Annotated in this window: 17 protein-coding genes and 1 tRNA gene; 17 read left to right on the top strand and 1 reads right to left on the bottom strand. The window is 33.4% G+C overall.

Translation table 11 applies throughout. The features are described 5' to 3' along the window. Nucleotides 1-141: 141 nt before the first annotated feature. From BG05_RS28475 to BG05_RS28460, 4 genes are all read left to right on the top strand, one after another. Complete coding sequence (locus tag BG05_RS28475; RefSeq protein WP_041868020.1) at nucleotides 142-1782, top strand: T7SS effector LXG polymorphic toxin; 1641 nt, start codon at nucleotides 142-144, stop codon at nucleotides 1780-1782. Nucleotides 1783-1802: 20 nt separating this feature from the next. Then, entirely contained in the window at nucleotides 1803-2261 is a 459-nt protein-coding gene (locus BG05_RS28470; RefSeq protein WP_000265801.1) for a YrhA family protein, read from the top strand. An 18-nt stretch (nucleotides 2262-2279) separates the two neighbouring features. Further along, a complete protein-coding gene (locus BG05_RS28465; protein ID WP_003187223.1) occupies nucleotides 2280-2735 on the top strand; it encodes an SMI1/KNR4 family protein in 456 nt (151 codons plus the stop codon). 270 nt (nucleotides 2736-3005) lie between these two features. Next, nucleotides 3006-3254 carry a GntR family transcriptional regulator gene (locus BG05_RS28460; RefSeq protein ID WP_105589967.1) on the top strand — a complete coding sequence of 83 codons (249 nt, stop codon included), beginning with the start codon at nucleotides 3006-3008 and terminating at the stop codon, nucleotides 3252-3254. Nucleotides 3255-3701: 447 nt separating this feature from the next. Here the strand turns inward: BG05_RS28460 and BG05_RS28455 are convergent, their stop codons facing one another. After that, nucleotides 3702-4022, bottom strand: coding sequence for a DUF3884 family protein (locus BG05_RS28455; RefSeq protein WP_002125076.1), 321 nt, complete (start codon nucleotides 4020-4022; stop codon nucleotides 3702-3704). A 660-nt stretch (nucleotides 4023-4682) separates the two neighbouring features. Between BG05_RS28455 and BG05_RS28450 the strand changes: the two genes are divergently transcribed. From BG05_RS28450 to colA, 13 genes are all read left to right on the top strand, one after another. Next, the gene (locus BG05_RS28450; protein WP_002113875.1) at nucleotides 4683-5402 is read left to right on the top strand and encodes a YebC/PmpR family DNA-binding transcriptional regulator; all 720 of its coding nucleotides are present in this window, start codon (nucleotides 4683-4685) and stop codon (nucleotides 5400-5402) included. A gap of 149 nt (nucleotides 5403-5551) precedes the next feature. Next, on the top strand, nucleotides 5552-6013 hold the full coding sequence (locus BG05_RS28445; RefSeq protein WP_002010362.1) for an NUDIX hydrolase: 462 nt from the start codon (nucleotides 5552-5554) through the stop codon (nucleotides 6011-6013). Nucleotides 6014-6542: 529 nt separating this feature from the next. Continuing rightward, nucleotides 6543-7319, top strand: coding sequence for a transglycosylase domain-containing protein (locus BG05_RS28440; RefSeq protein ID WP_002091102.1), 777 nt, complete (start codon nucleotides 6543-6545; stop codon nucleotides 7317-7319). A 186-nt stretch (nucleotides 7320-7505) separates the two neighbouring features. Next, nucleotides 7506-8159 (top strand): DsbA family protein, encoded by a 654-nt coding sequence (locus BG05_RS28435; protein ID WP_002091101.1) that lies wholly within the window; start codon nucleotides 7506-7508, stop codon nucleotides 8157-8159. 115 nt (nucleotides 8160-8274) lie between these two features. Continuing rightward, nucleotides 8275-8348 (top strand) — tRNA-Gly (locus BG05_RS28430). A 200-nt stretch (nucleotides 8349-8548) separates the two neighbouring features. Beyond that, nucleotides 8549-9691 (top strand): tRNA epoxyqueuosine(34) reductase QueG, encoded by a 1143-nt coding sequence (queG, locus tag BG05_RS28425; RefSeq protein ID WP_002115986.1) that lies wholly within the window; start codon nucleotides 8549-8551, stop codon nucleotides 9689-9691. A 44-nt stretch (nucleotides 9692-9735) separates the two neighbouring features. Continuing rightward, nucleotides 9736-10623, top strand: coding sequence for an amidase domain-containing protein (locus BG05_RS28420; protein WP_002029655.1), 888 nt, complete (start codon nucleotides 9736-9738; stop codon nucleotides 10621-10623). Between the two features lie 58 nt (nucleotides 10624-10681). Further along, nucleotides 10682-11170 carry a tRNA (uridine(34)/cytosine(34)/5-carboxymethylaminomethyluridine(34)-2'-O)-methyltransferase TrmL gene (gene trmL / locus BG05_RS28415; protein WP_000538149.1) on the top strand — a complete coding sequence of 163 codons (489 nt, stop codon included), beginning with the start codon at nucleotides 10682-10684 and terminating at the stop codon, nucleotides 11168-11170. 124 nt (nucleotides 11171-11294) lie between these two features. Further along, nucleotides 11295-13364 (top strand): sensor domain-containing protein, encoded by a 2070-nt coding sequence (locus tag BG05_RS28410; protein ID WP_002125085.1) that lies wholly within the window; start codon nucleotides 11295-11297, stop codon nucleotides 13362-13364. A 403-nt stretch (nucleotides 13365-13767) separates the two neighbouring features. After that, nucleotides 13768-15663 carry a PrkA family serine protein kinase gene (locus tag BG05_RS28405; protein WP_002125087.1) on the top strand — a complete coding sequence of 632 codons (1896 nt, stop codon included), beginning with the start codon at nucleotides 13768-13770 and terminating at the stop codon, nucleotides 15661-15663. 449 nt (nucleotides 15664-16112) lie between these two features. After that, on the top strand, nucleotides 16113-17288 hold the full coding sequence (gene yhbH, locus BG05_RS28400) for a sporulation protein YhbH (RefSeq protein WP_002010376.1): 1176 nt from the start codon (nucleotides 16113-16115) through the stop codon (nucleotides 17286-17288). Nucleotides 17289-17416: 128 nt separating this feature from the next. Beyond that, nucleotides 17417-20344, top strand: coding sequence for a leucine-rich repeat domain-containing protein (locus BG05_RS28395; RefSeq protein WP_041868019.1), 2928 nt, complete (start codon nucleotides 17417-17419; stop codon nucleotides 20342-20344). A 302-nt stretch (nucleotides 20345-20646) separates the two neighbouring features. Then, a complete protein-coding gene (gene colA / locus BG05_RS28390; RefSeq protein WP_033733746.1) occupies nucleotides 20647-23544 on the top strand; it encodes a collagenase ColA in 2898 nt (965 codons plus the stop codon). The last annotated feature ends 73 nt before the right edge of the window (nucleotides 23545-23617 follow it).

The following is a 23617-nucleotide window of genomic DNA, read 5'->3' as shown; positions in this document are numbered from 1 at the left end:
CATTTGTTTGACAATTTTATTTTAAAAGAAGAAATTCATTAATTCATTGTGTTTAGTAAATTCAAACATTTGATACAGTGGGGGAATTTAACATGGTATAATTTTCTTATAAAATACTGTATAAAGAAGGAAGGGCAATTCATGAGTTTAAATATGTATTTGGGAGAAGTACAAAGCCAAACTCAAAGCATGAATGCTGTATGTACTGCTACCATTCAAGGTATGGAACAAGCCATTCAGTCGATTGACGCTTTTGCAATTGATACTGTTCTAAAAGGACAAACTTATAGCAGTGCAAAATCATTTTTTGTACAAACCTTTCGTCCTTTAGCACAAGGAATCATTTATCTGTGTGAAGAGTTAATTCGTCAGAATGATGCTTTTCCAAGTCAATTTCAATCACAAGTCGCTTCCACAGATGTAATCGAACAAGAAATATTAGAACAAATTCGAGAAATTGACCGAATGAAAGCAAGTATGGAAGCCATCAGTCAAGCTATGCCAATCCCAGGTATGGACGCTATGGCGAATCTTTTTACTGTCATGAGGAAAAAAATGCAAGAGAAACTAGAACATTTATACGAATTTAATTATGCTTCTAGTAGTAATTATGATACAGCACTTCAACTAGCAGCTAGTATCGCACAAGGTTTAGCAGAGGTACAAAGTGGAAAAGGTTTTAGTCCTGCCAGTGGTACATTTAGTATACAAGGATTGAATATGGAATGGACAACTTCAATTCAAGCAATTACAGAAGAGAGGGCACGTCAAGCTGCCCATTCAATTGAAGAAGGTGAAATGTGTGGTAAGCTACCTGAAAAATCTACTGGTGAAAAAATTTGGGACGGTATTGTAGATGGTACGGGACAAGCAGTTAGCGATACAATAGACGGAATAAAAGCTTTAGGAGATTGGGAAACGTGGGAAAATATGGGGAACGCTGCTTTGCACCCTATCGATACCCTTAGTACCATGTATAATACATTGTCGGATTCATTTATTGATGATGTAATAAATGGAGACGCAGAAAGTCGGGCGAAGTGGGGAAGTTATGCTTTAACTCAAGTTGGGCTAGGTCTCATTGGTGATAAAGGATTAAGTAAAGCATCGAAGGTAGCAACTACTGCAAATCTAGCAAAAGGTATGTCCAAAGTAACTAATTCTGCTACATATAGAAACACACTAAATGCATTAAATAATTTTAATTTAAACATTGGAAACCGTTTTGCTTATGCTGGTTTTGGGGGAAGTTCCTTAAAATCTAGCTTTATTGATACTTATCAAACAGCTAAGGATAAGCTATCACCTTATCAATATACTAAAAGGACTACGGATGGTGACATTTTTGTTGGTAAATTATATGGAGAAGATGTAATGCTTAAAGATGTTAAAGTTGATGAAATTACTTATTCTAAGAGAACCCGAGAAGAAGCTGAACAACTTCGGAAGGAATTTGATAGAAGTGTCAGAAAAGATTTTCTTAAATCCTTAGTTAATGACCCTGTTAAGCTTGCTGAACTCAAGAATGCTGGTATATCAGATGGAGGTATAGAATTGATGAAAAGAGGAAAGCCTCCAATAGGGTGGCAAGTACATCATAATCTTCCTTTAGATGATGGAGGGACAAATGCATTTGAAAATTTAACTTTAATACAAAATCACCCATATCATAAAGCTATAACTAATACACAACGTACACTAACTAAAGGCTTACAACCTGGAGACAGTGTAGACATAAGCTGGCCTATACCGAAATATAATATCTATCCTAAAGGGGAATAAATTTAGAAAGAGGTTTTTATATGTGGAAAAATATGATTTTGGAAATTGGAGATATACTGAAAAGTGTTAATTATAAGCTGAATACACCCGCAACGGATACTGAAGTTCAGAGATTAAGAGAACATGCAAAAGAGAAATTTAATGTTGATTTACCGAGTGAATACGAAGAGTTTCTTAAAACTGTAAATGGTTTAGACTTTGATGGATTGGTACTTTACGGAGTCGATTCTCCTTTACTAGAAACAGAAAAAGATGAACATGAACATATTTGCGGCTTTATAGACACGAATGAGATTTGGTATGAAAATGAATTTCAAAAAGAGTATCTTTTCTTTGGGGATTCAAATATTGCGTGGTTTTGCAAAAACTTATCAGACGGTACTTATCTAGAACTTGATAAACCATCAGGTACGGTAATGAACACATATAATGATTTTAATACAATGCTTGAGGAAGCGTTAAAAATAACCCTTCTTTAATAGGAGATAGTAAAAATTATGTTTAATTTTTTGAAAGAATATGTTGTAGCAGCCAGAAGTGTCCGTTCTAAACAAAAACCTATTTTCTATCCTTTACCAAAAGAAGAGATAGCAGAAGCAGAAGATTTGTTGAAAATGCAATTCCCAAAAGAATTAAAACGTTTCTATGAGGAAATTGGCTATGGATTTTTAAAGACTAATAAGACTCTTATTAACAGATTCATGGACCCATTTTCTGTTGCAGATTTTCGTTTAAGACAAGATATTTATGAATATAATCCTAATTTCGACGATGTCGATGATGAAGAATCACTAGTATTTTTTGAAGTATCAGAGATTAGCTTTTTAACAATTAAATTTAAGCAGGAAAATGAATTAGGTCAATGTCCTATATATTATGGTTCAACGAAAATAGAGGATTCTTTAGAAGAATTTTTAATAAAAATGGAAGAAAATCCTGATTATTATATTTAATAGATATCAATTCTATTTTTTTAGAGTAGTGCATTATTGGTTCATCATTTTAAGAATTGTTTTCTAGCTTATGTGATTGCGAAGACAAATAATAATTAATTATGAGTAACAAAAGTAAGACTTATGTGAATTACGCATAAGTCTTTTTAATATTATCCCACAGTTAAGGAGAAGTTTTTATTGTTTTTATAGTAATTAATATGTACTATATGAAGTGTAAGGCATCATTAGTATGAGTGTTAAATGATAGAACAAGGGAAGAGGCTAACATTGGCATTATTCAAACGCACTAACTTAGATAAAACAGAACTATTGTTACTATATATTATGAAAGAATTAGAAGCGGATAAAGCACCCGTGAAGTTATCATATAACCAGTTGCAGGATTATTTACGTGCTAATCGTAATACAACATCAAAGGCAATAAAAGGACTGAAAGAACAGGGTATACTGTCTGTTACAGTTGGACAGGGGAAAGCCTCTAATACTTACCAACTTACATTAGAAACAGGTGTATAGAGATAATAATGATTATATAAAAGAAAAGTAGAAAAACTTATTGAAAATCTAGTCTGCTAGAATTATACTGTAAAGTATATAGTAGTCGTGTGAACAGGCTAACTGTAACACCCTACAATTAACTGTAGAATTACTTAATATGACTGTAAAAAAATGATAATAACTAATGATATAACGGAAAAAACCGACTCAAAATCGTGTTCCTTCGGGAGTGTCGGTTCGACCCCGACCATCGGTATCACGAACGGCGTAACATCAAGGCTCTACACTAATTGTGTAGAGTTTTTTTGTGTTTTTTTTACACTACAAAATAAGCACTAATAGTGCGTTGGGGTAGTGTGCGGTGAGTAAGTGACGAACTTTAGATACAGTTGGAAGAAACTATGAAGTATTAAAAGGATAAAATTTCAGTAGAATATTACATATACAAGAATTTTTTCGAGCACTCTAGAGAGAATCTCTCCACCCTGGTGACATGAAGTTAAATCCGATACCACCAGTTGAAATTACCACATTATCAGCTGGTAATTTCGTAATTTCAAAAAACTTCTTTTCAAACTCTTCTCTGTTGTACTTGTACATAGTTGAGTGACACGACCATATTTGCGTTGAAGTACTCAACCAGTCCCCTAATTCCTTTAATTTAGGGAACGAATCAAATTGAATTGGACCATCCAATTTTATGAATCTCACTTGATAGATAGTTGGGTTTAACTTCTCTCCTATTCCTTTAAAACCATGTGATTTTTTCTCATTTGAATGTGTCATAATTCTCCCTCCATCTTTTCTTCAAATTTTTTCCTATTTTAATTATACAGCAATAGAAAGTAATTAAGGAAATATTATGGGATTAGTAGAGGAATGAAAAGGAATAACTTTAGTTTGATAATGAATAGTTCATAACATACTACATAACAAATCTTTAAAAGGACATGGCAGCTTTGCCCTGTTTCTTATTGTTTAGCGAGAAATAATAAAATAAATCATCACAGTAATAAATGAAATATGATAAATTTAATCAAGGGAGAGAAATGAAAGTAAAAGGTGTCAGTTATTTAATATGATTCCATTTTGGCCCGTTTCATTTTAATTTATCATGTTTAAAGAAGCTCAAAATTTTTAAAATGCTTTAAAATAAAGGATTTTAAGGGTAGCACTCTATATAAATGTCACCTAAAAAGACCCTAACAGAAATGTTAGGGTTTTTTTTGTTAAATTATGCTATGTGATTCTAAAATTCGTAATAAACTTAGGAATTCATGTATAATATAACTTGTCGAAAGAACAAAATGATAGTGATTTATATTATGTCTGTAATATGAATCAAAAATGAACTTTTTATATTTCTTTTAAAAATGTGTTGAATACACATTATATTTCATATTAATATTTTTATGTAGATTTAAAATGGGAAAGAGAGTGGAAAGTATGGGCCGTAAATGGAACAATATTAAAGAAAAAAAAGCATCAAAAGATGCAAATACAAGCCGTATATACGCGAAATTTGGACGTGAAATTTATGTGGCAGCAAAACAAGGCGAGCCAGATCCAGAATCAAACCAAACGTTAAGAGTTGTATTAGAACGTGCGAAAACATACAACGTGCCAAGAACAATTATTGACCGTGCGATTGAAAAGGCAAAAGGCGGTTCAGAAGAAAACTATGACGAGCTTCGTTATGAAGGCTTTGGACCAAACGGATCTATGGTAATTGTAGATACACTGACAAATAACGTAAACCGTACTGCAGCAGATGTACGTGCTGCATTTAGCAAAAACAGTGGTAACATGGGTGTAAACGGTTCTGTCGCTTACATGTTTGATGCGACAGCTGTTATAGGTCTTGAAGGTAAAACATCAGATGAAGTTCTTGAAATCTTAATGGAAGCAGATGTAGATGCACGTGACATTCTAGAAGAAGAAGATTCTGTTATCGTTTATGCTGAACCTGATCAGTTCCATTCAGTACAATCTGCACTTAAAGGTGCTGGTGTTGAAGAATTTACAGTTGCAGAATTAACAATGCTTGCACAAAGTGATGTAGAACTTCCTGAAGATGCTCAAGTGCAATTTGAAAAAATGGTTGATGCATTAGAAGATTTAGAAGATGTACAGCAAGTTTACCACAACGTAGACTTAGGGGAATAATATAAGACAGAAGACCCTTTCCTTTAACGGATAGGGTCTTTTTTTATGGAGTTAATTAAGGTGGTAAAGTATTAAAGGTATTTTGTAGCTGCTAGGGAATATGGTTATAGGTTTGTATTTTAAATAATCATATTTCAGGAGGTATTTCTGTGGAGCATAAAACACCAAAGCATATTGTTGCCGTAGCAGGTTATTTAACAAATGAAAAGAATGAGGTGCTTTTAACGAAAGTGCACTGGCGAGCAGATACGTGGGAAATGCCTGGAGGACAGGTAGAAGAAGGGGAAGCGCTCGATCAAGCTGTTTGCAGAGAAATAATGGAGGAAACAGGATTAACTGTGAAGCCTATCGGAGTTACAGGGATTTATTATAATGCTTCTATGCATATTGTAGCTGTTGTTTTTAAAGTAGCATATGTTAGTGGAGAAATAAAAATTCAATCTGAAGAAATACAAGAGGCTAAATTTGTTGCTTTAAACGAAGAGAACATTGATGAGTATATAACGCGTCCTCATATGAAATCAAGGACACTTGATGCGATGAAAGCAATGCATTTTATTCCATACGAAACATGGGAAGTTCAGCCATATAATCTTATAGGAAGGTTGTAAAGAAAAGGTTAGTTATTTGAGGACAGCTCAAATTGCTAACCTTTTCTTTATGTATACTGTTTCAGAAAAAGGTCACAATAATAAAGTGTAGGCTAATAATTGGTGGAGGAAGCAGAACTACCACCTAATTTCCTAGCTTTAGCCAAGTTTTGAGGGAGAATTCTTACTGCACACAAATAGCGAGATAATCCGAAAGCTAGTATTGATTTGCAGAACGTTCGTTCTGTATAATGGTGATATATCGTATATAATTAGATTGCTAGATGTTTAAAAGTATAAATGTATAAACTGATATAATAAAAGAATAAAGTGAAATTAAGGAGAGTCCTACTTCCTATAAATAGTGTGATAAATAAATGTATATTCAACATTTCATATGAATAGTAGATAAAAAGGGACTGTGATACAATACATTTTTACACCTTACAATGTTGTAAGGTAGGTGTAAGAGAAATCGATGGGATATTCTTTTATAACAAGGTATTCTTAAATTAAGAGTTATATGCTGTGTGGAAAAGAGGTGTTCGAGATGAAAGAACGAGTATTATCTAGAGTGAATTATCATCAAAAAGTTGCATTAAATCCATTAACTAAATTTCTTTATAAAGCCATTATATTATTATTATTGTTAAGTTTTGCATTATTATTCGTTGGAAATGTAATGATTGAGCGAAGTGATATTAGTAAATTACATGTACCCGCTAAGTTAGAGGTGCCAGAATCATTAACACACGCATTTATTGCGACGGAAGATAAAAGGTTTTATCATCATAACGGTTTAGACTATATAGCGATTATCAGGGCGTCTATTGAAAATATAAAAGCTGGTGGTGTTGTGCAAGGAGGAAGCACGATTACACAGCAGTTATCTAAAAATGCTTTCTTATCTAATGAACGTACATTTTCCCGTAAGTGGAAAGAAATTTTTTATACGAAAAAGATTGAACGTACATTCACAAAGGATGAGATATTAAAATTGTATGTAAGTAATATTTACTACGGAGAAGGCGCATGGGGGATTGAAAAAGCAGCAAACCTTTACTTCGGTAAAAAAGTGGATCAATTAACACTGGCTGAAAGTGCAATGATGGCTGCTATAGTAAAAGCACCGGCTTATTACTCACCTGCACAAAATTATGATAAAGCAGTTGAGAGACGGAATGTAGTTTTAAGGCTAATGGAGAAAGAAGGGTATATAAATCATGATGAATATGTGCAAGCAGTTAGTGAGAAATTAGTAATTCGCCATGATATAAAAACAGAGCAATCCATGTTAAAAAATGCCCGTGAAAAAGCAGTAAGTTAAAAGAAGTTCCTACATAGGAGCTTCTTTTTTTAATAATTTGTGACAAAAGGCGACACAATATTGTCACAAACGTTGTATTTTTGTAATTTATGTGAGCGTGTTCATTGCGTGACCTATGTAAGTATTGATATTATGTGTATTGTGTACAATGATGTATACAGAATATGAAATTAAAGAGGAATGTATATGAAATCATCAAACAAACTCATGGCTCTTGGTATAGTTTTTTCTATCGCAGTATTGATTGTAATCGGGACGATTGTGTATAGCATCATAAATGACAAGAAAGATAAAGGGAATGAGATGTTTGCTTATTCTACGCAACAATCTTTAGGGAAAGATGATGCTCCAGTTAAGGTAGTTGAATTTGGAGACTTTAAATGTCCAGCTTGTCGTACTTGGGATGTAACAGTATTACCACGATTAAAAGAAGAGTATATTGATAAAGGTAAAGTGCAGTTATATTTTATTAACTTCCCGTTTATCGGAAAAGACTCTGATTTAGGTGCAGCTGCCGGTGAAGCAATTTATAAACAAGATCAAGATTCATTCTGGATTTTCTATGATGAGATTTATCAAAATCAAAAGAAAGATACGGAAGAATGGATTACAGAAGAATTACTTCTTAATATTGTGAAAGAAAAGCTTCCGAAAATTAATGTAGAACAGTTTAAAAAAGATTTACACAGTAAAGAAATGAAAGACAAAGTACGTAAAGATTCAGATCGTGCTCAAAAATTAAAAGTTCAAGGTGCTCCTTCAGTATATATAAATGGGAATCTTGCAAACCCTGATTTCGATAGTATGAAGAAGGCGATTGATAAAGAATTGAAAAAGTGATGAGGTATCTCATCACTTTTTCGACTTTTTTCGATAAATTTCTTGCTTCGATTTTTTTTACATGCTATACTACTTTACATAAGTTATTTCAATATCTTATATTTTTTTCATATTTGCGGGTGTAGTTTAGTGGTAAAACAAGAGCCTTCCAAGCTCTGGTCGAGAGTTCGATTCTCTTCACCCGCTCCAAATTTTATTTAATGTTTTTCTAATAAATTGTGATCAACGCAGTGTTTCGTTTCTAAGATAAACGAAGCATTGCGTTTTTTAATGTTTGAAAATCATAATTGTATGCGAAAATAGAAGTGAAGAATATTATTCCAAAAGTGAATTGATAACCAATATAGTCGTTACATAAGGGATGGATTCATCGGTGGAGGCGATTGAAAATGGACTTTGAACAATTAAAGCAAGATGTAATTGCGTATAGTAAAACGATTGGTATAGATAAAATAGGTTTTGCCAGTGCTTCACCATTTGAGGAATTAAAGCAGCGTCTAATCCAGCAACAACAATTGAATTATCAGTCTGGATTCGAAGAGCCTGATATAGAGAAGAGAACGAATCCACAGCTATTGTTACCTGGTGCGAAATCAATTATTGCGATTGCTTTAGCATACCCTTCAAAATTAAAAAATGCACCATTAAGTAAACGAGGGGAACGACGTGGGATTTTTTGCCGTGCTTCTTGGGGCCAAGATTATCACCTTGTTCTACGAGATCGTTTGCAAAAGTTAGAGGCGTATTTAATCGAAAAGCTGCCGGATATAGAAGTGAAATCAATGGTTGATACAGGGGAGCTAAGTGATCGAGCTGTTTCAGAGCGTGCCGGTATTGGATGGAGTGGTAAGAACTGCGCTATTATTACGCCGGAATTTGGTTCGTATGTATACTTAGGAGAAATGATTACGAATGTTCCATTCCCTCCTGATCGGCCAATAGAAGATCAATGTGGAAGTTGTACGAAATGTATTGATATTTGTCCTACAGGTGCTTTAGTACAAGGCGGGCAGTTGGACTCGAAGAAATGTATTGCATTTTTAACACAGACAAAAGGGTTTCTGCCTGAAGAATATCGCGATAAAATAGGAAACCGTATATATGGATGTGATACGTGTCAGACTGTTTGTCCGAAAAATAAAGGAATGGATTTTCATAACCATCCTGAAATGGAGCCTGACCCTGAGTTAGTTAAACCGTTATTAACACCACTTTTAACAATTAGTAATCGTGATTTTAAAGAGAAGTATGGAATTATGTCTGGTTCATGGAGAGGTAAAAAACCATTGCAACGAAATGCTATTTTAGCACTTGCACATTTCAAAGAAACAGCAGCAATTCCTGATTTAATCGGTGTTATGAAAGATGATCCAAGACCAGTACTTCGAGGAACAGCAGCATGGGCACTTGGGAAAATTGGTGGAGATGGAGTAGGAGAAGCGATTGAAAAAGCGATGGAACGTGAGAAAGATGAAGAGGTTCTTCATGAAATGAATCGTGGACTTGAATTGTTAGCACAGAAAAAAGAGTAGATAATATCTCCCTTTTTCATATTGTAATATGGGAGGGAAACGAAATGGTTGTAAAAGCGAATATTGAAAAGCAAGTGCAACAGTTTTTAGCATATATAACAGAGAAACGAACAGATGTAGATGGTATTGCAGTAGATTTGTTACAAATGGTACAGAGAAAGAAACAATTGTTTCAAAAGCGTAGTGCACATATAGTGAAAGCAACTGCAGATATTTCTTTCGTTAGACAATTAAATAGTAATGAGCATCAAGAAATTGATTATCAAATACACTTGAAATATTTAATTAAGCATAAAGAATTATTTTATATCGAAGAGGAACAATTAAAACGACGAGTTTGTTTAAAAAATAGTTGTATAATAGATGATTATGCTCTTGAAGTGTCAGAAGAAATAGGAATAGGTGAAACGTTAGAACGGGAAGTCACGAAAGAAAAATACGGTTCATATCAATATAATCGTTTAGAGGCAGTGAAATATGCAGAGCGTTGGTGGGATGATCGCAATTCTGCATACCGTAATTTTCCGGATAATTGTACAAATTTCATTTCACAATGTCTGCACACTGGAGAAGTACCGATGAATGGACATCCTAACATTCGTAAAGGGTGGTGGCAAAGGGGAAACCAGTGGAGTTGGAGCTGGGCTGTAGCACACTCTTTTTATTGGTATTTGTCAGGTGCTACAACAGGGCTTCGAGCAGAAGCAGTAGAAAGGCCAGAAGACCTTATTCTTGGCGATGTAATTGCGTATGATTTTGAGGATGATGGTAGGTGGAATCATACGACAATTGTAGTAGCAAAAGACGCAGATGGTATGCCGCTTGTAAATGCACATTCAGCGAATAGCCGCAGGCGTTATTGGAACTATGAAGATTCTAGTAAATATACACCACAAATGAAATATAAATTCTTTCATATTATTAATGGGTAGAGATTTTTCGTTCAAGTGGTATAATACGTAGTAGATAAAAAATAGAGGTGAATATCGCGTGGGAGTACATGTTGTTTTATATCAACCAGAAATTCCAGCAAATACAGGAAATATTGCACGTACTTGTGCAGCAACTGGAACAGAATTACATTTGATTAGACCGCTTGGATTTTCAACGGATGACAAAATGTTAAAGCGTGCAGGATTAGATTATTGGCAGCACGTAAAAGTTACGTATTATGATTCAATCGAAGAATTTTATGAAAAAAATAAAGATGGTGAATTCTTTTATTTAACAAAGTATGGCGAGAAAGCTCATACAGCATTTGATTATAGCAAACGTGAGAAGGATTACTATTTCGTATTTGGAAGAGAAACAAATGGATTACCAGCTAATGTAATTGAAGAAAACTTCGATCATTGTTTACGTATTCCAATGACGGATAAAGTACGTTCATTAAATTTATCTAATACAGCAGCAATTTTAATTTATGAAGCGTTCCGTCAACAAAATTATCCAGGATTAGATTTAGAAATCGTGTATTAAAAGTCGCCATTTGGCGGCTTTTTTATTTTTTAAAAAAATATGTAATCATACATTTTAAAAAAGGTACATATTCATATAGAATGAGATATATGAATAAAAATAGATAAGACGGGTTGAGATAAATATGAAGGAACAATATAATAATCAAAATACCTTTTTAAGTATGATAGATATGGATTTAGTAAGACAGGGATTGTTACATGCTATTCAAGATTTAGTGTTTATTGTGAAAGTTATTGATGATGAAACTTTTAAATATATTTATGTGAATAAAATAGGAATGAATCACGCCAGGCTAGGGAAAGAATGTTATGGGAAAACTTTTGCAGAAGTATTACCAGAAGATACGGCAAGGTTATTGCAAGGACACTATGCAAAAGTAATGAGAGAAGCGAGAGCAATTACATTTTGTGATGTAATTAGTTTGCCAACTGGTGATATACATTATGAATCTTCACTTAATCCAGTATGCGATGTAAATGGAACATGTCAGTTTATTATTTGTATTACTAGAGATATTACAGCACAGGTTAAGAAAAAAGTGGAAGTAGAAGAAAAACAAATGTTATTTAAGTCATTACTAGAATATAATAATGATTCCATTATATCTGTAGATTCTATTGGAAGAATTACATATGCAAATCCAGCGACTTATGAAATTTTTGGGTATCGATATGAAGAGTTAAAGGACCAATTTATTTGTCAGTTTATAAATAAAGAATATGAAAAAACTTTTCAAATTATATTTAAAAATGCTTTACAGGGAAGAGCAAAACAAATTGTTGCAAAGAAATATATTCATAAAGAAGGATATGAACTTTATATTTCCGTGAGGACAATCCCCATTATTGTGAATAGTGAAATCGTCGGGGTGTACATTGTTACGAGGGATGTTACGAGGCAAGTATTAAATGAGATGAAAACAGAATATTTAGCTTACTTTGATCAGTTAACGGGGTTAATGAATAGAATATCATGTACAAATAAGCTAAATGAATTTTTAGCTGAGAATAAAGAATTCGCATTGGTTTTTATAGATTTGGATGAATTTCACCTTATTAATGATACATTTGGTCATAAAGAAGGGGATCAAGTCTTAAAAAAAGTTACTGAATGCTTACGAGACCTAAAAATAGAAGATATGCATTTATTTAGAGAACATGATGATCAATTTGTTATGTTAATAGAAAATATAACGAGAGAATACGTAGAGGAAGTTGCACAAACAATATTAAAAAAAATTAGTGGGCATTTTGTAATAGAAGAAGAGGATGTTTATTTGAGTGCATCAATTGGGATTGTAATGGCCCCAGAAGATGGAATGGATGAAAAAATGCTTTTCCAAAGAGTCGACGCAGCTTTGGAAAAAGCAAAGGAAAAAGGAAAAGGGTATTATCATTTTTATTGTAGTGGATTAGATTGTGAACGTGAACAAAGGTTTATAATAGAAAATCAGTTACATCGTGCTATAGAGAAAAATGAATTTTCCCTCTATTATCAACCTCAAATTAATATTGAAACGGGAAAGATGGCCAGTATGGAAGCCTTAATAAGGTGGGAGAATAAGGAGCTAGGTTTTGTCTCGCCAAATCAATTTATCCCACTTGCTGAAAGAACAGGGTTTATTATTAAACTTGATGAATGGGTAGTACATCAAGTTTGTGAACAGATACGTGAATGGTTAAATAAAGGATATGAGGTTGTACCAATCGCAGTTAATATTTCAGCTAGACATTTTCGTTCTATTACATTAATAGAGATGATTACACGTGCTTTAAATAAGTACAACGTTCCCCCTCATTTATTAGCAATAGAAGTTACAGAAGGGGCTCTTATACATAAAGATGTATCAAAAAGAGTGTTACTGCAGTTAAAAGAACAAAATTTAAAGATTCATTTAGATGACTTTGGAACGGGATATTCATCTTTAAGTTATTTAAAAACATATCCGATTGATACGTTAAAAATTGATCGTTCTTTTATGGAAGGTATATATAAAGATGAAAGAGATACGAATATTACAGCTGCAATTATTCATTTAGCACATACTCTAGGGTTAAATGTAATTGCAGAAGGAGTAGAAAAGGCGGAACAAATACAGTTCTTAAAGGAAAAGAATGTGAAAATCGTACAAGGTTATTTTTATAATCGCCCTTTATCGATATACGATGTGGAAAATATTTATTTTAAATAGTGTATAAAAAACAAGAAAAAAAGTGATGTGCTGAAAAGCACATCACTTTTTTTGTGTACCTGGCTTATCGTTATAACCAGATGTAAAAATAGCTGTAAGAAATGTGAGTGATACACCTAAAATTAATAATAACTTCATACTAATTTCCCCCTTACTTTTTCGGTTTACGAATCCTATTTGTGAATCGAAATGTATGTAAGGTTCCCAGAAGAAAAGAATTTATTTACAATGAATAGCAGCGTGAAAACTTTAATACCTTTATTATACAGAATTTTCTTTGAATTTTGGAGAGAATTTTATAGCGCTATTATATATTTCGTTTTGATTTAAAGAATGTTTAAGGACATCCTAGCATACCTTTTATAATAATCCGATTGAACAAGGAGATGGGGGAGGAGCTATAATGGATATTCTAAAGAAAATTGAACAATATCGGGAAGCAGAAGAACGTTTACAATGGGAAGGTACGTTTGCGGAGTATTTGGAGCTTGTGAAAGAAAGACCATGGGTGGCTCAAACAGCACACTCTCGCATTTACAATATGATAAAAGATGCTGGAATTGAAGAAGTTGATGGTAGAAGAAAATATAACTTCTTTAGTAATCAGCTATTTGGATTAGAGGATGCTTTAGAACGCCTTGTGGAAGAATATTTTCATCCATCTGCAAAACGATTAGATGTTAGGAAACGTATTTTGTTATTAATGGGGCCTGTTAGTGGGGGGAAATCAACATTAGTTACGATGTTGAAACGAGGATTAGAAACATATTCACGAACAGATCGTGGAGCGATTTTTGCAATAAAAGGATGCCCAATGCATGAAGATCCACTTCATTTAATTCCGCAACATTTACGGAATGATTTCTTTGATGAATATGGAGTAAGGATTGAAGGGAATTTATCACCATTAAATGTTATGCGTCTAGAGCAAGAATATGGGGCAAGAATTGAGGATGTAGTTGTAGAGCGTATTTTCTTCTCTGAAGATCGCCGTACAGGAATTGGTACATTTAGTCCTTCTGATCCAAAATCACAAGATATTGCCGATTTAACAGGTAGTCTAGACTTTTCTACAATTGCAGAATACGGTTCGGAATCAGATCCTCGTGCATATCGATTTGATGGAGAATTAAATAAGGCGAACCGCGGCATGATGGAATTCCAAGAGATGTTAAAATGTGATGAGAAATTTTTATGGCATTTACTATCGCTTACACAAGAAGGGAATTTTAAAGCAGGAAGATTTGCGCTTATTTCAGCAGATGAATTAATTGTAGCGCATACAAATGAAACAGAGTATCGTTCCTTCATAGCAAATAAGAAAAATGAAGCATTGCATTCACGAATTATTGTAATGCCGGTTCCATATAATTTACGGGTTAGTGAAGAAGAACATATTTATGAAAAAATGATTCGTGAAAGTGATGTGTCCAATGTTCATATTGCACCGCATACACTTCGCGTTGCAGCAATGTTCACTATTTTAACTCGTTTAAAAGACCCGAAGCGTCCAGATATTGATTTAATTAAAAAGATGCGTTTATATGATGGAGAAACGGTAGAAGGATATAATACGATTGATGTAGAGGAACTGCAACGCGAATATCAAGATGAAGGTATGAAGGGGATTGACCCTCGTTATGTCATTAACCGAATTTCTTCTACAATTATTCGAAAAGAGGTACCATCTATTAATGCACTAGATGTACTGAGATCGTTAAAAGACGGATTGGATCAGCACCCGTCAATTAGTAGTGAGGACCGAGAGCGCTATATGAATTTCATCTCATTAGCGAGAAAAGAATACGATGAAATTGCTAAGAAAGAAGTACAAAAAGCATTTGTTTATTCATACGAAGAATCAGCTAAGACACTTATGGATAATTACTTAGATAACGTCGAAGCATACTGCAATAAATCAAAATTACGTGATCCGTTAACTGGTGAAGAAATGAGCCCAGATGAAAAACTTATGCGTTCGATTGAAGAGCAAATTGGAATTTCAGAAAATGCTAAAAAGGCATTCCGTGAAGAAATTTTAATTCGCATTTCTGCTTACGCACGTAAAGGGAAACGCTTTGATTATAATTCACACGAACGTCTTCGTGAAGCGATTCAGAAAAAATTATTTGCCGATTTAAAAGATATAGTGAAAATTACAACATCAACGAAAACACCAGACGAAAATCAGCTTAAGAAAATCAATGATGTTGTTGCACGCTTAATTGATGAGCATGGCTATAATTCTTCATCTGCGAATGAATTGTTACGATATGTAGGTAGTTTGTTAAATCGATAGTTTGATAACAAAACGCTGTCTCTTATTCTTGGGGCGGCGTTTTGTTATCTATTGATATTTGTAAAAAATGTCATAGCTTGTCCGAATATAATAAATTAAGATGCGATTTTATGAATTTCTTGTCAATTATTTTTACAATATGCATATGATAGAGTAACCAACCATTCATACAAAAAAGCCAACACAATACAATATGTTGCAAAACGAAAATGTGTGCAACAATGCATTGTGTTTCTTTCTTATCAACGGCTGAATGTTTCTTTCTTATTATGTGAGTGGCAAAATTTTGTTTAGGATGCTCGGAGTATTGTATGAAAAACGCTATATATGTTTATGGGATGATTTTCGATGAACAGTTATTTTTCAAATATTCTAGTTACGCACACTAGAAAACAAAATTATAGATTGCTGTTCATAGGGGAAGACAATTACAGTAAGGAGGGAAAGGAATGAGCGAAGAAAACCAACCAAATTACACGATTTCACAGGAAAACTGGTCCCTCCATCGCAAAGGATATGACGACCAACAACGCCATCAAGAAAAAGTGCAGGAGGCAATCAAAAATAATTTACCAGACCTTGTAACAGAAGAAAGTATAGTTATGTCTAATGGCAAGGATGTTGTGAAAATACCGATTCGTTCTTTAGATGAATATAAGATTAGATACAATTATGATAAAAACAAACACGTTGGGCAAGGAAACGGTGACAGCAAAGTTGGTGATGTTGTTGCAAGAGATGGATCAGGTGGTCAAAAGCAGAAGGGACCAGGAAAAGGGCAAGGGGCAGGAGATGCAGCTGGAGAAGATTATTATGAAGCAGAAGTCTCAATTTTAGAATTGGAGCAAGCGTTTTTCAAAGAGTTAGAGCTGCCTAATTTAAAGAGAAAAGAAATGGATGAAAACCGGATTGAACATATTGAATTTAATGATATTAGAAAAACAGGATTATGGGGAAATATTGATAAGAAACGGACGATGATATCTGCATATAAACGAAATGCAATGCGTGGTAAAGCATCTTTCCATCCAATTCACCAAGAAGATTTAAAGTTCCGTACTTGGAATGAAGTGTTAAAGCCAGATTCAAAAGCTGTTGTATTAGCGATGATGGATACGAGTGGATCGATGGGGATATGGGAGAAGTATATGGCACGTAGCTTCTTTTTCTGGATGACAAGATTTTTACGCACAAAGTATGAAACCGTAGACATTGAGTTTATTGCTCACCATACGGAAGCGAAGGTCGTCACAGAAGAAGAGTTTTTCTCAAAAGGGGAAAGTGGTGGAACGATCTGTTCTTCCGTATACAAAAAAGCACTTGAGTTAATCGATAATAAATATTCACCAGACCGTTATAATATTTATCCATTCCATTTTTCAGACGGTGATAATTTAACTTCGGATAATGCTAGATGCGTAAAGCTTGTGGAAGAGTTGATGAAAAAATGTAATATGTTTGGGTATGGGGAAGTGAATCAGTACAACCGCCACAGTACGCTTATGTCAGCATATAAAAATATTAAAGACGAGAATTTCAGATATTATATTTTAAAGCAAAAAGCAGATGTATTTCATGCGATGAAGAGCTTTTTTAAAGAAGAATCAGGAGAAAAAATGGCATAACCCCTTGTAAAGGGGTTATTTTTTTGTAAACTTTTTATTTTTTTAGTTGACAATGATAATGAAAATCATTATCATTTATTCGAGAAATGATTACATTTCGATTTATATATTTTGGAGGAGATGTAAAGTTGAAAAAAACTAAAAGAAAACATATAAATGCGATGATTATCGCTGCGGCGTTATCACTTCCATTTGCTACGTATTCAACGTCTGCTTTAGCAGCTGTAGCAATTGAGGCGAACAAAACTGGACATGCTTTAGAAGATGGTACATATGATGCTGTTATTAAAGCGTATAAAGATAAAACGAATGAAGAGTCTATGGCAGCTGTTTATATAAAAGATCCTAAATTAACTATTGAGAATGGGAAGAAAATTGTAACGGCAACGTTAAGTGATAGTGATTTCTTCGAATACTTGAAAACAGAGGATATTGATACTCCTGGTGTATTCCATGATGTAAAAGTCATATCAGAGGATAAAAAGAAAAATGGGACGAAGGTTATTCAATTTGAAGTTGGAGAATTAGGAAAAAGATATAATATGCAAATGCATATTTATATTCCGACAATGGCCTATGATAATAAGTACCAGGTGCAGTTTGAAGTAAATGCGTTAAATCTAGAAAACAATGTTCCAAAAGATCAAAAGGAAAATAAAGAGGATACAGTGGATCAACAAGATGGAAATGTAATAGTAGATAAGCAATTGCAAATGCATATTAATAAATATAACTTAGAGAGAAAAAATATAAATGAACCTATAACGAAGGAAGATTTATTACAAATTAAAACATTATCCATATACTCAGGTGAGGGGATAAATGAAATAGCTGGTTTAGAATATATGACAAACTTAGAGAAGTTGACATTAAGAGAGTCTAATGTAACAGACATATCTGTTATCTCGGGATTGAGACATTTGAAATATTTAGATTTATCCTCTAGTCCAATTGAAAGCATTCAACCCGTTTCTAAGCTAGAGAATCTTGACATGCTCTTTTTAAGAGATAACAAAATTGCAGATCTTACACCGTTAAGTCAAATGAAAAAGATTAAAATATTAGATTTAATTGGTAATAATATAAAGGATCTTACACCATTATTTACAGTGTTATCGTTAGAAGAAGTATACTTAGCAAATAATCAAATTAGTAATCTTTCGGGTATTGAGAAGTTAAAGAATGTGAATCTATTATGGATAGGAAATAATAAAATTAGTGATGTTGAGCCTATTAGTAAAATGAGTAATCTTATTGAACTAGAAATTGCTGATAGTGAAATAAAAGATATATCACCATTATCTAAATTAGTAAAAATACAAGTATTGAATTTAGAAGAGAATTATATCTCTGATATATCGCCACTGAGTAATTTAACAAATTTACATGAGATAAATCTTGGAGCGAATGAAATTTCTGACATAAAGTCTGTTGAGGAATTGGGTAAGCGAACTTCAATAGATATTCAAAGACAAAAAATCTTTTTAGATGAAGCAAGCGTAGATGAAGAAATAAAAATTCCAGTATACAATTTTAAAGGAGAGCCACTTCAAAATATTAAATTGAAAAGTGAGGGGGCTACGCTGAGTAACGGATTTATAAAATGGAATAGTCCTGGAGAAAAAATATATGAATTTAAACTAGATACGAATCCTGCTGAAAGTAAAATAAGATTTAATGGGACGGTTATACAAAGTATAGTTGAAAAACAAACAGAAAGTAAAAATGTAATTCTTGATAAAAATTTACAACAACATATTAATAACAAGAATTTTGGTAGAGAGAATCTAAATGCCCCTATAACAAAAGAAGATTTATTACAGATTAAAACATTAGAGATACTTAAAGAAAAAGGAAAAGAGATAAAAGATCTAACTGGTTTAGAATACATGACGAACTTAGAAAATCTCACTTTAGAAGGAGTAGGGTTGAAAAATATTGAGTTCATTTCAAACTTGAAACAATTGAAAGACGTGAATGTATCTCATAATAAAATTGAAGATATAACGCCGTTATCTTCACTGGAAAATTTACAGTGGTTAAACCTTGCGGATAATCATATTAAAGATGTATCAGTTCTTGGCTCAATGTTAGACCTACTCAGTTTAAAATTAGCTGGAAATGAGATTCGTGATGTAAGGCCGTTAATACAATTAGGTCAATGGTTTTCAATTGATGCCGGAAGACAAAAAATCATTTTAAATGAAGCGAAAGTAAATGAAGAAATTCAAGTTCCGGTATATGACTTAGAAGGAGAAACTATTGAGAATATTAAACTAACAAGTGAGGGTGGAACGTTTAATAACGGAGTAATGAAATGGAGTACTCCAGGTGAAAAGGTATATAAATTTGATTTAGATTCGGATGAAACTAGTATAAGCTTTAACGGAACAGTTATCCAGAATATAGTTGAAAAAGAAGAAGTAAAAGAGCCGGTAAAAGAAATTGAAGAAACAAAAGAAGAAGTAAAAGAGCCGGTAAAAGAAATTGAAGAAATAAAAGAAGAAGTAAAAGAGCCGATAAAAGAAGTTGAAGAAACAAAAGAAGAAGTAAAAGAGCCGGTAAAAGAAATTGAAGAAATAAAAGAAGAAGTAAAAGAGCCGGTAAAAGAAGTTGAAGAAACAAAAGAAGAAGTAAAAGAGCCGGCGAAAGAAGTTGCAGGTACAAAAGAAGAGGTAAAAGAGCCGGTAAAAGAAATTGAAGAAACAAAAGAAGAAGTAAAAGAGCCGATAAAAGAAGTTGAAGAAACAAAAGAAGAAGTAAAAGAGCCGGCGAAAGAAGTTGCAGGTACAAAAGAAGAGGTAAAAGAATCAGCAACTGGATTGGATCAAGAGCCAAAAGGGAATAATCAAGTTGGTCCAGTAAAAGTGGTAGGACAAGAGAGTGCGAAAGAAAAAGATTCAAATAAACAACATGCTAATAAGCAAGAGGAAAATCAGAAGTCTTTAGCAGCAACTGGTGGTCAAGCTAACACACCGACCTTACTTTCTGGATTAGCACTTGTTCTTTCAGCATTAAGTATGTTTGTATTTAGAAAGAGATTATTTAAGAAATAAATAACGTTTTATCTTATTATTATACAAAATGATTATATAAGTTTTTGAGAAGACCTTATTATAGCAATTTCATGTTGAAATATGCTTATGATAAGGGCTTTTTGAATAGGGGAAGGATATTAATACGAGGATGTTTCGATTGCTTAAATAATGGAGCAACTGTAGCGGAAACTGTAAGTCTCTTTCGTTCACTATATGTTCAAAATGTATGAAGAAATAATATGAAATATTGCATTTTATATCATTTCATCAAGATAATATGTTAATTTCTTGAATGGAATATATAAATAGGGGGCAATAATATGAACAAGCAATCAAAGATCAATAAAGTGTTGCTTAGTATTAGTACAATGGCGCTATCGCTCGGAGCAATTCAAACGAATGTATCAGCAGAAGAAAAGGTACCGTATAATGTATTGCATTCGAAACCAGTTGGAATTGAAAAACCAGTAGATGAGATCGGACACGCTTCTAAAGCCGAGGAAACACTATCATTTCAAGAACGTTTAAAAGTAGGAGATTTTTCACAGCGACCAGCATCTATTACGAAGAACTCGGCAGTAAAGCAAGCTAAAGAAAGCTATTCAATGGCTGATTTAAACAAAATGAATGATCAAGAATTAATTGAAACGTTAGGCAGTATTAAGTGGCACCAAATTACAGACTTATTCCAGTTTAATGAAGATGCAAAAGCCTTTTATAAAGATAACGGAAAAATGCAAGTAATTATAGACGAATTAGCTCATAGAGGTAGTACATTTACGAAAGATGATTCAAAAGGAATTCAAACGTTTACTGAAGTGTTACGTTCAGCTTTTTATCTTGCATTTTATAATAATGAATTAAGCGACTTAAATGAAAGAAGCTTCCAGGACAAATGTTTACCAGCGTTAAAAGCTATTGCGAAAAATCCCAACTTTAAGCTTGGAACAAATGAGCAAGATACAGTCGTATCTGCATACGGAAAATTAATTAGTAATGCATCAAGTGATGTTGAAACGGTGCAATACGCATCGAATATTTTAAAACAATATAATGATAATTTTAATGCATATGTAGACGATCGTATGAAGGGACAAGCTGTATACGATATGATGCAAGGCATTGATTATGATATACAGTCTTACTTAAATGAGGCTCGTAAAGAAGCGAATGAAACGATGTGGTATGGAAAAGTAGATGGGTTTATTAATGAAATAAATCGTATTGCTCTTTTAAATGAAGTAACGCCAGAAAATAAGTGGCTCGTTAATAATGGAATTTATTTTGCTAGTCGTTTAGGTAAGTTTCATAGTAATCCAAATAAAGGATTAGAGGTTGTTACACAAGCAATGCATATGTACCCGCGTTTAAGTGAGTCGTATTTTGTTGCAGTAGAACAAATTACAACAAACTATAATGGGAAAGATTATAGCGGGAATACGGTAGATTTAGAGAAGATACGTAAAGAAGGAAAAGAGCAATACTTACCAAAAACGTATACATTCGATGATGGATCTATTGTATTTAAAACTGGGGATAAAGTGTCAGAAGAAAAAATTAAGAGATTATATTGGGCTGCGAAGGAAGTAAAAGCGCAATATCACCGTGTGATCGGAAATGACAAAGCTTTAGAACAAGGTAATGCAGACGACGTATTAACGATAGTAATCTATAATACTCCAGACGAATACCAGTTAAATAGACAATTGTATGGATATGAAACAAACAACGGTGGAATTTATATTGAAGAGACAGGGACATTCTTTACATATGAGCGTACGCCAGAGCAAAGTATTTATAGTTTAGAAGAGTTATTCCGTCATGAGTTTACTCATTATCTTCAAGGGAGATATGAAGTTCCCGGTTTATTTGGAAGAGGAGATATGTATCAAAATGAAAGATTAACTTGGTTCCAAGAAGGGAATGCAGAATTTTTCGCAGGATCTACTCGTACAAATAACGTTGTACCAAGAAAGAGCATCATTAGTGGATTATCATCTGATCCTGCAAGCCGTTATACAGCAGAGCGTACACTATTTGCTAAATATGGTTCTTGGGATTTCTATAACTACTCGTTCGCATTGCAGTCTTACTTATATACTCATCAATTTGAAACGTTTGATAAAATTCAAGATTTAATTCGTGCGAATGATGTGGGAAATTATGATACGTATCGTGAGACTTTAAGTAAAGATTCTAAGTTAAATAAAGAGTATCAAGAGTATATGCAGCAGTTAATTGATAATCAAGATAAGTACAATGTGCCGGAAGTAGCAGATGATTATTTAGCTGAACATGCACCAAAAGCACTAACAGAAGTGAAGAAAGAAATTAGTGAAACGTTGTCTATGAAAGATACAAAAATGACAAAGCATACATCTCAATTCTTTAATACATTTACATTAGAAGGTACGTTTACAGGTAGTGTAACAAAAGGTGAGTCAGAAGACTGGAAAGCAATGAGTAAAAGAGTAAATGAAGCTTTAGAACAATTGGCGCAAAAAGAATGGAGTGGCTACAAAACTGTTACAGCATATTTCGTCAATTACCGTGTGAATAGCTCTAATCAATTTGAATATGATGTAGTCTTCCACGGTATCGCAAAAGATGACGGAGAAAATAAAGCCCCGACGGTTAATGTAAACGGACCTTATAACGGGCTTGTAAAAGAAGGAATTCAATTCAAAAGTGATGGATCAAACGATGAAGATGGAAAAATCGTTTCTTATTTATGGGACTTCGGGGATGGAAGAACAAGTAAAGAAGTTAATCCAGTACATGCATATGAAAGAGAAGGAACTTATAAAGTAGCGTTAGTAGTAAAAGATGATAAAGGAAAAGAGAGTAGAAGCGAAACAACTGTTACAATTAAAGATGGAAGTGTAACAGAATCAGAACCAAATAATCGTCCAGAAGAAGCAAATCGTATCGGGCTAAATACTACTATAAAAGGTAGCCTTATCGGCGGGGATCACACCGATGTTTATACATTTAATGTGGCATCAGCGAAAGATATCGATATTTCTGTTTTAAATGAGCATGGAATCGGGATGACATGGGTACTTCACCATGAATCAAATATGCAAAATTACGCAGCTTACGGTCAAGCTAATGGAAATCATATAGAAGCAAAATTTAATGCAAAACCAGGTAAGTATTACTTGTATGTATATAAATATGATAATGGCGATGGAGCGTATGCATTATCAGTAAAATAAGTGCTTTTCCAATGTATGTTTAACTTTACTTTTTGTGGAAAATAGTATATTATATAGATATACAATATATCGG

It is taken from the genome of Bacillus mycoides (genome assembly GCF_000832605.1).
GTDB lineage: Bacteria > Bacillota > Bacilli > Bacillales > Bacillaceae_G > Bacillus_A > Bacillus_A mycoides.
Note: the sequence above shows the minus strand (reverse complement) of the source record. Positions and strands in the feature narration are given on the sequence as shown.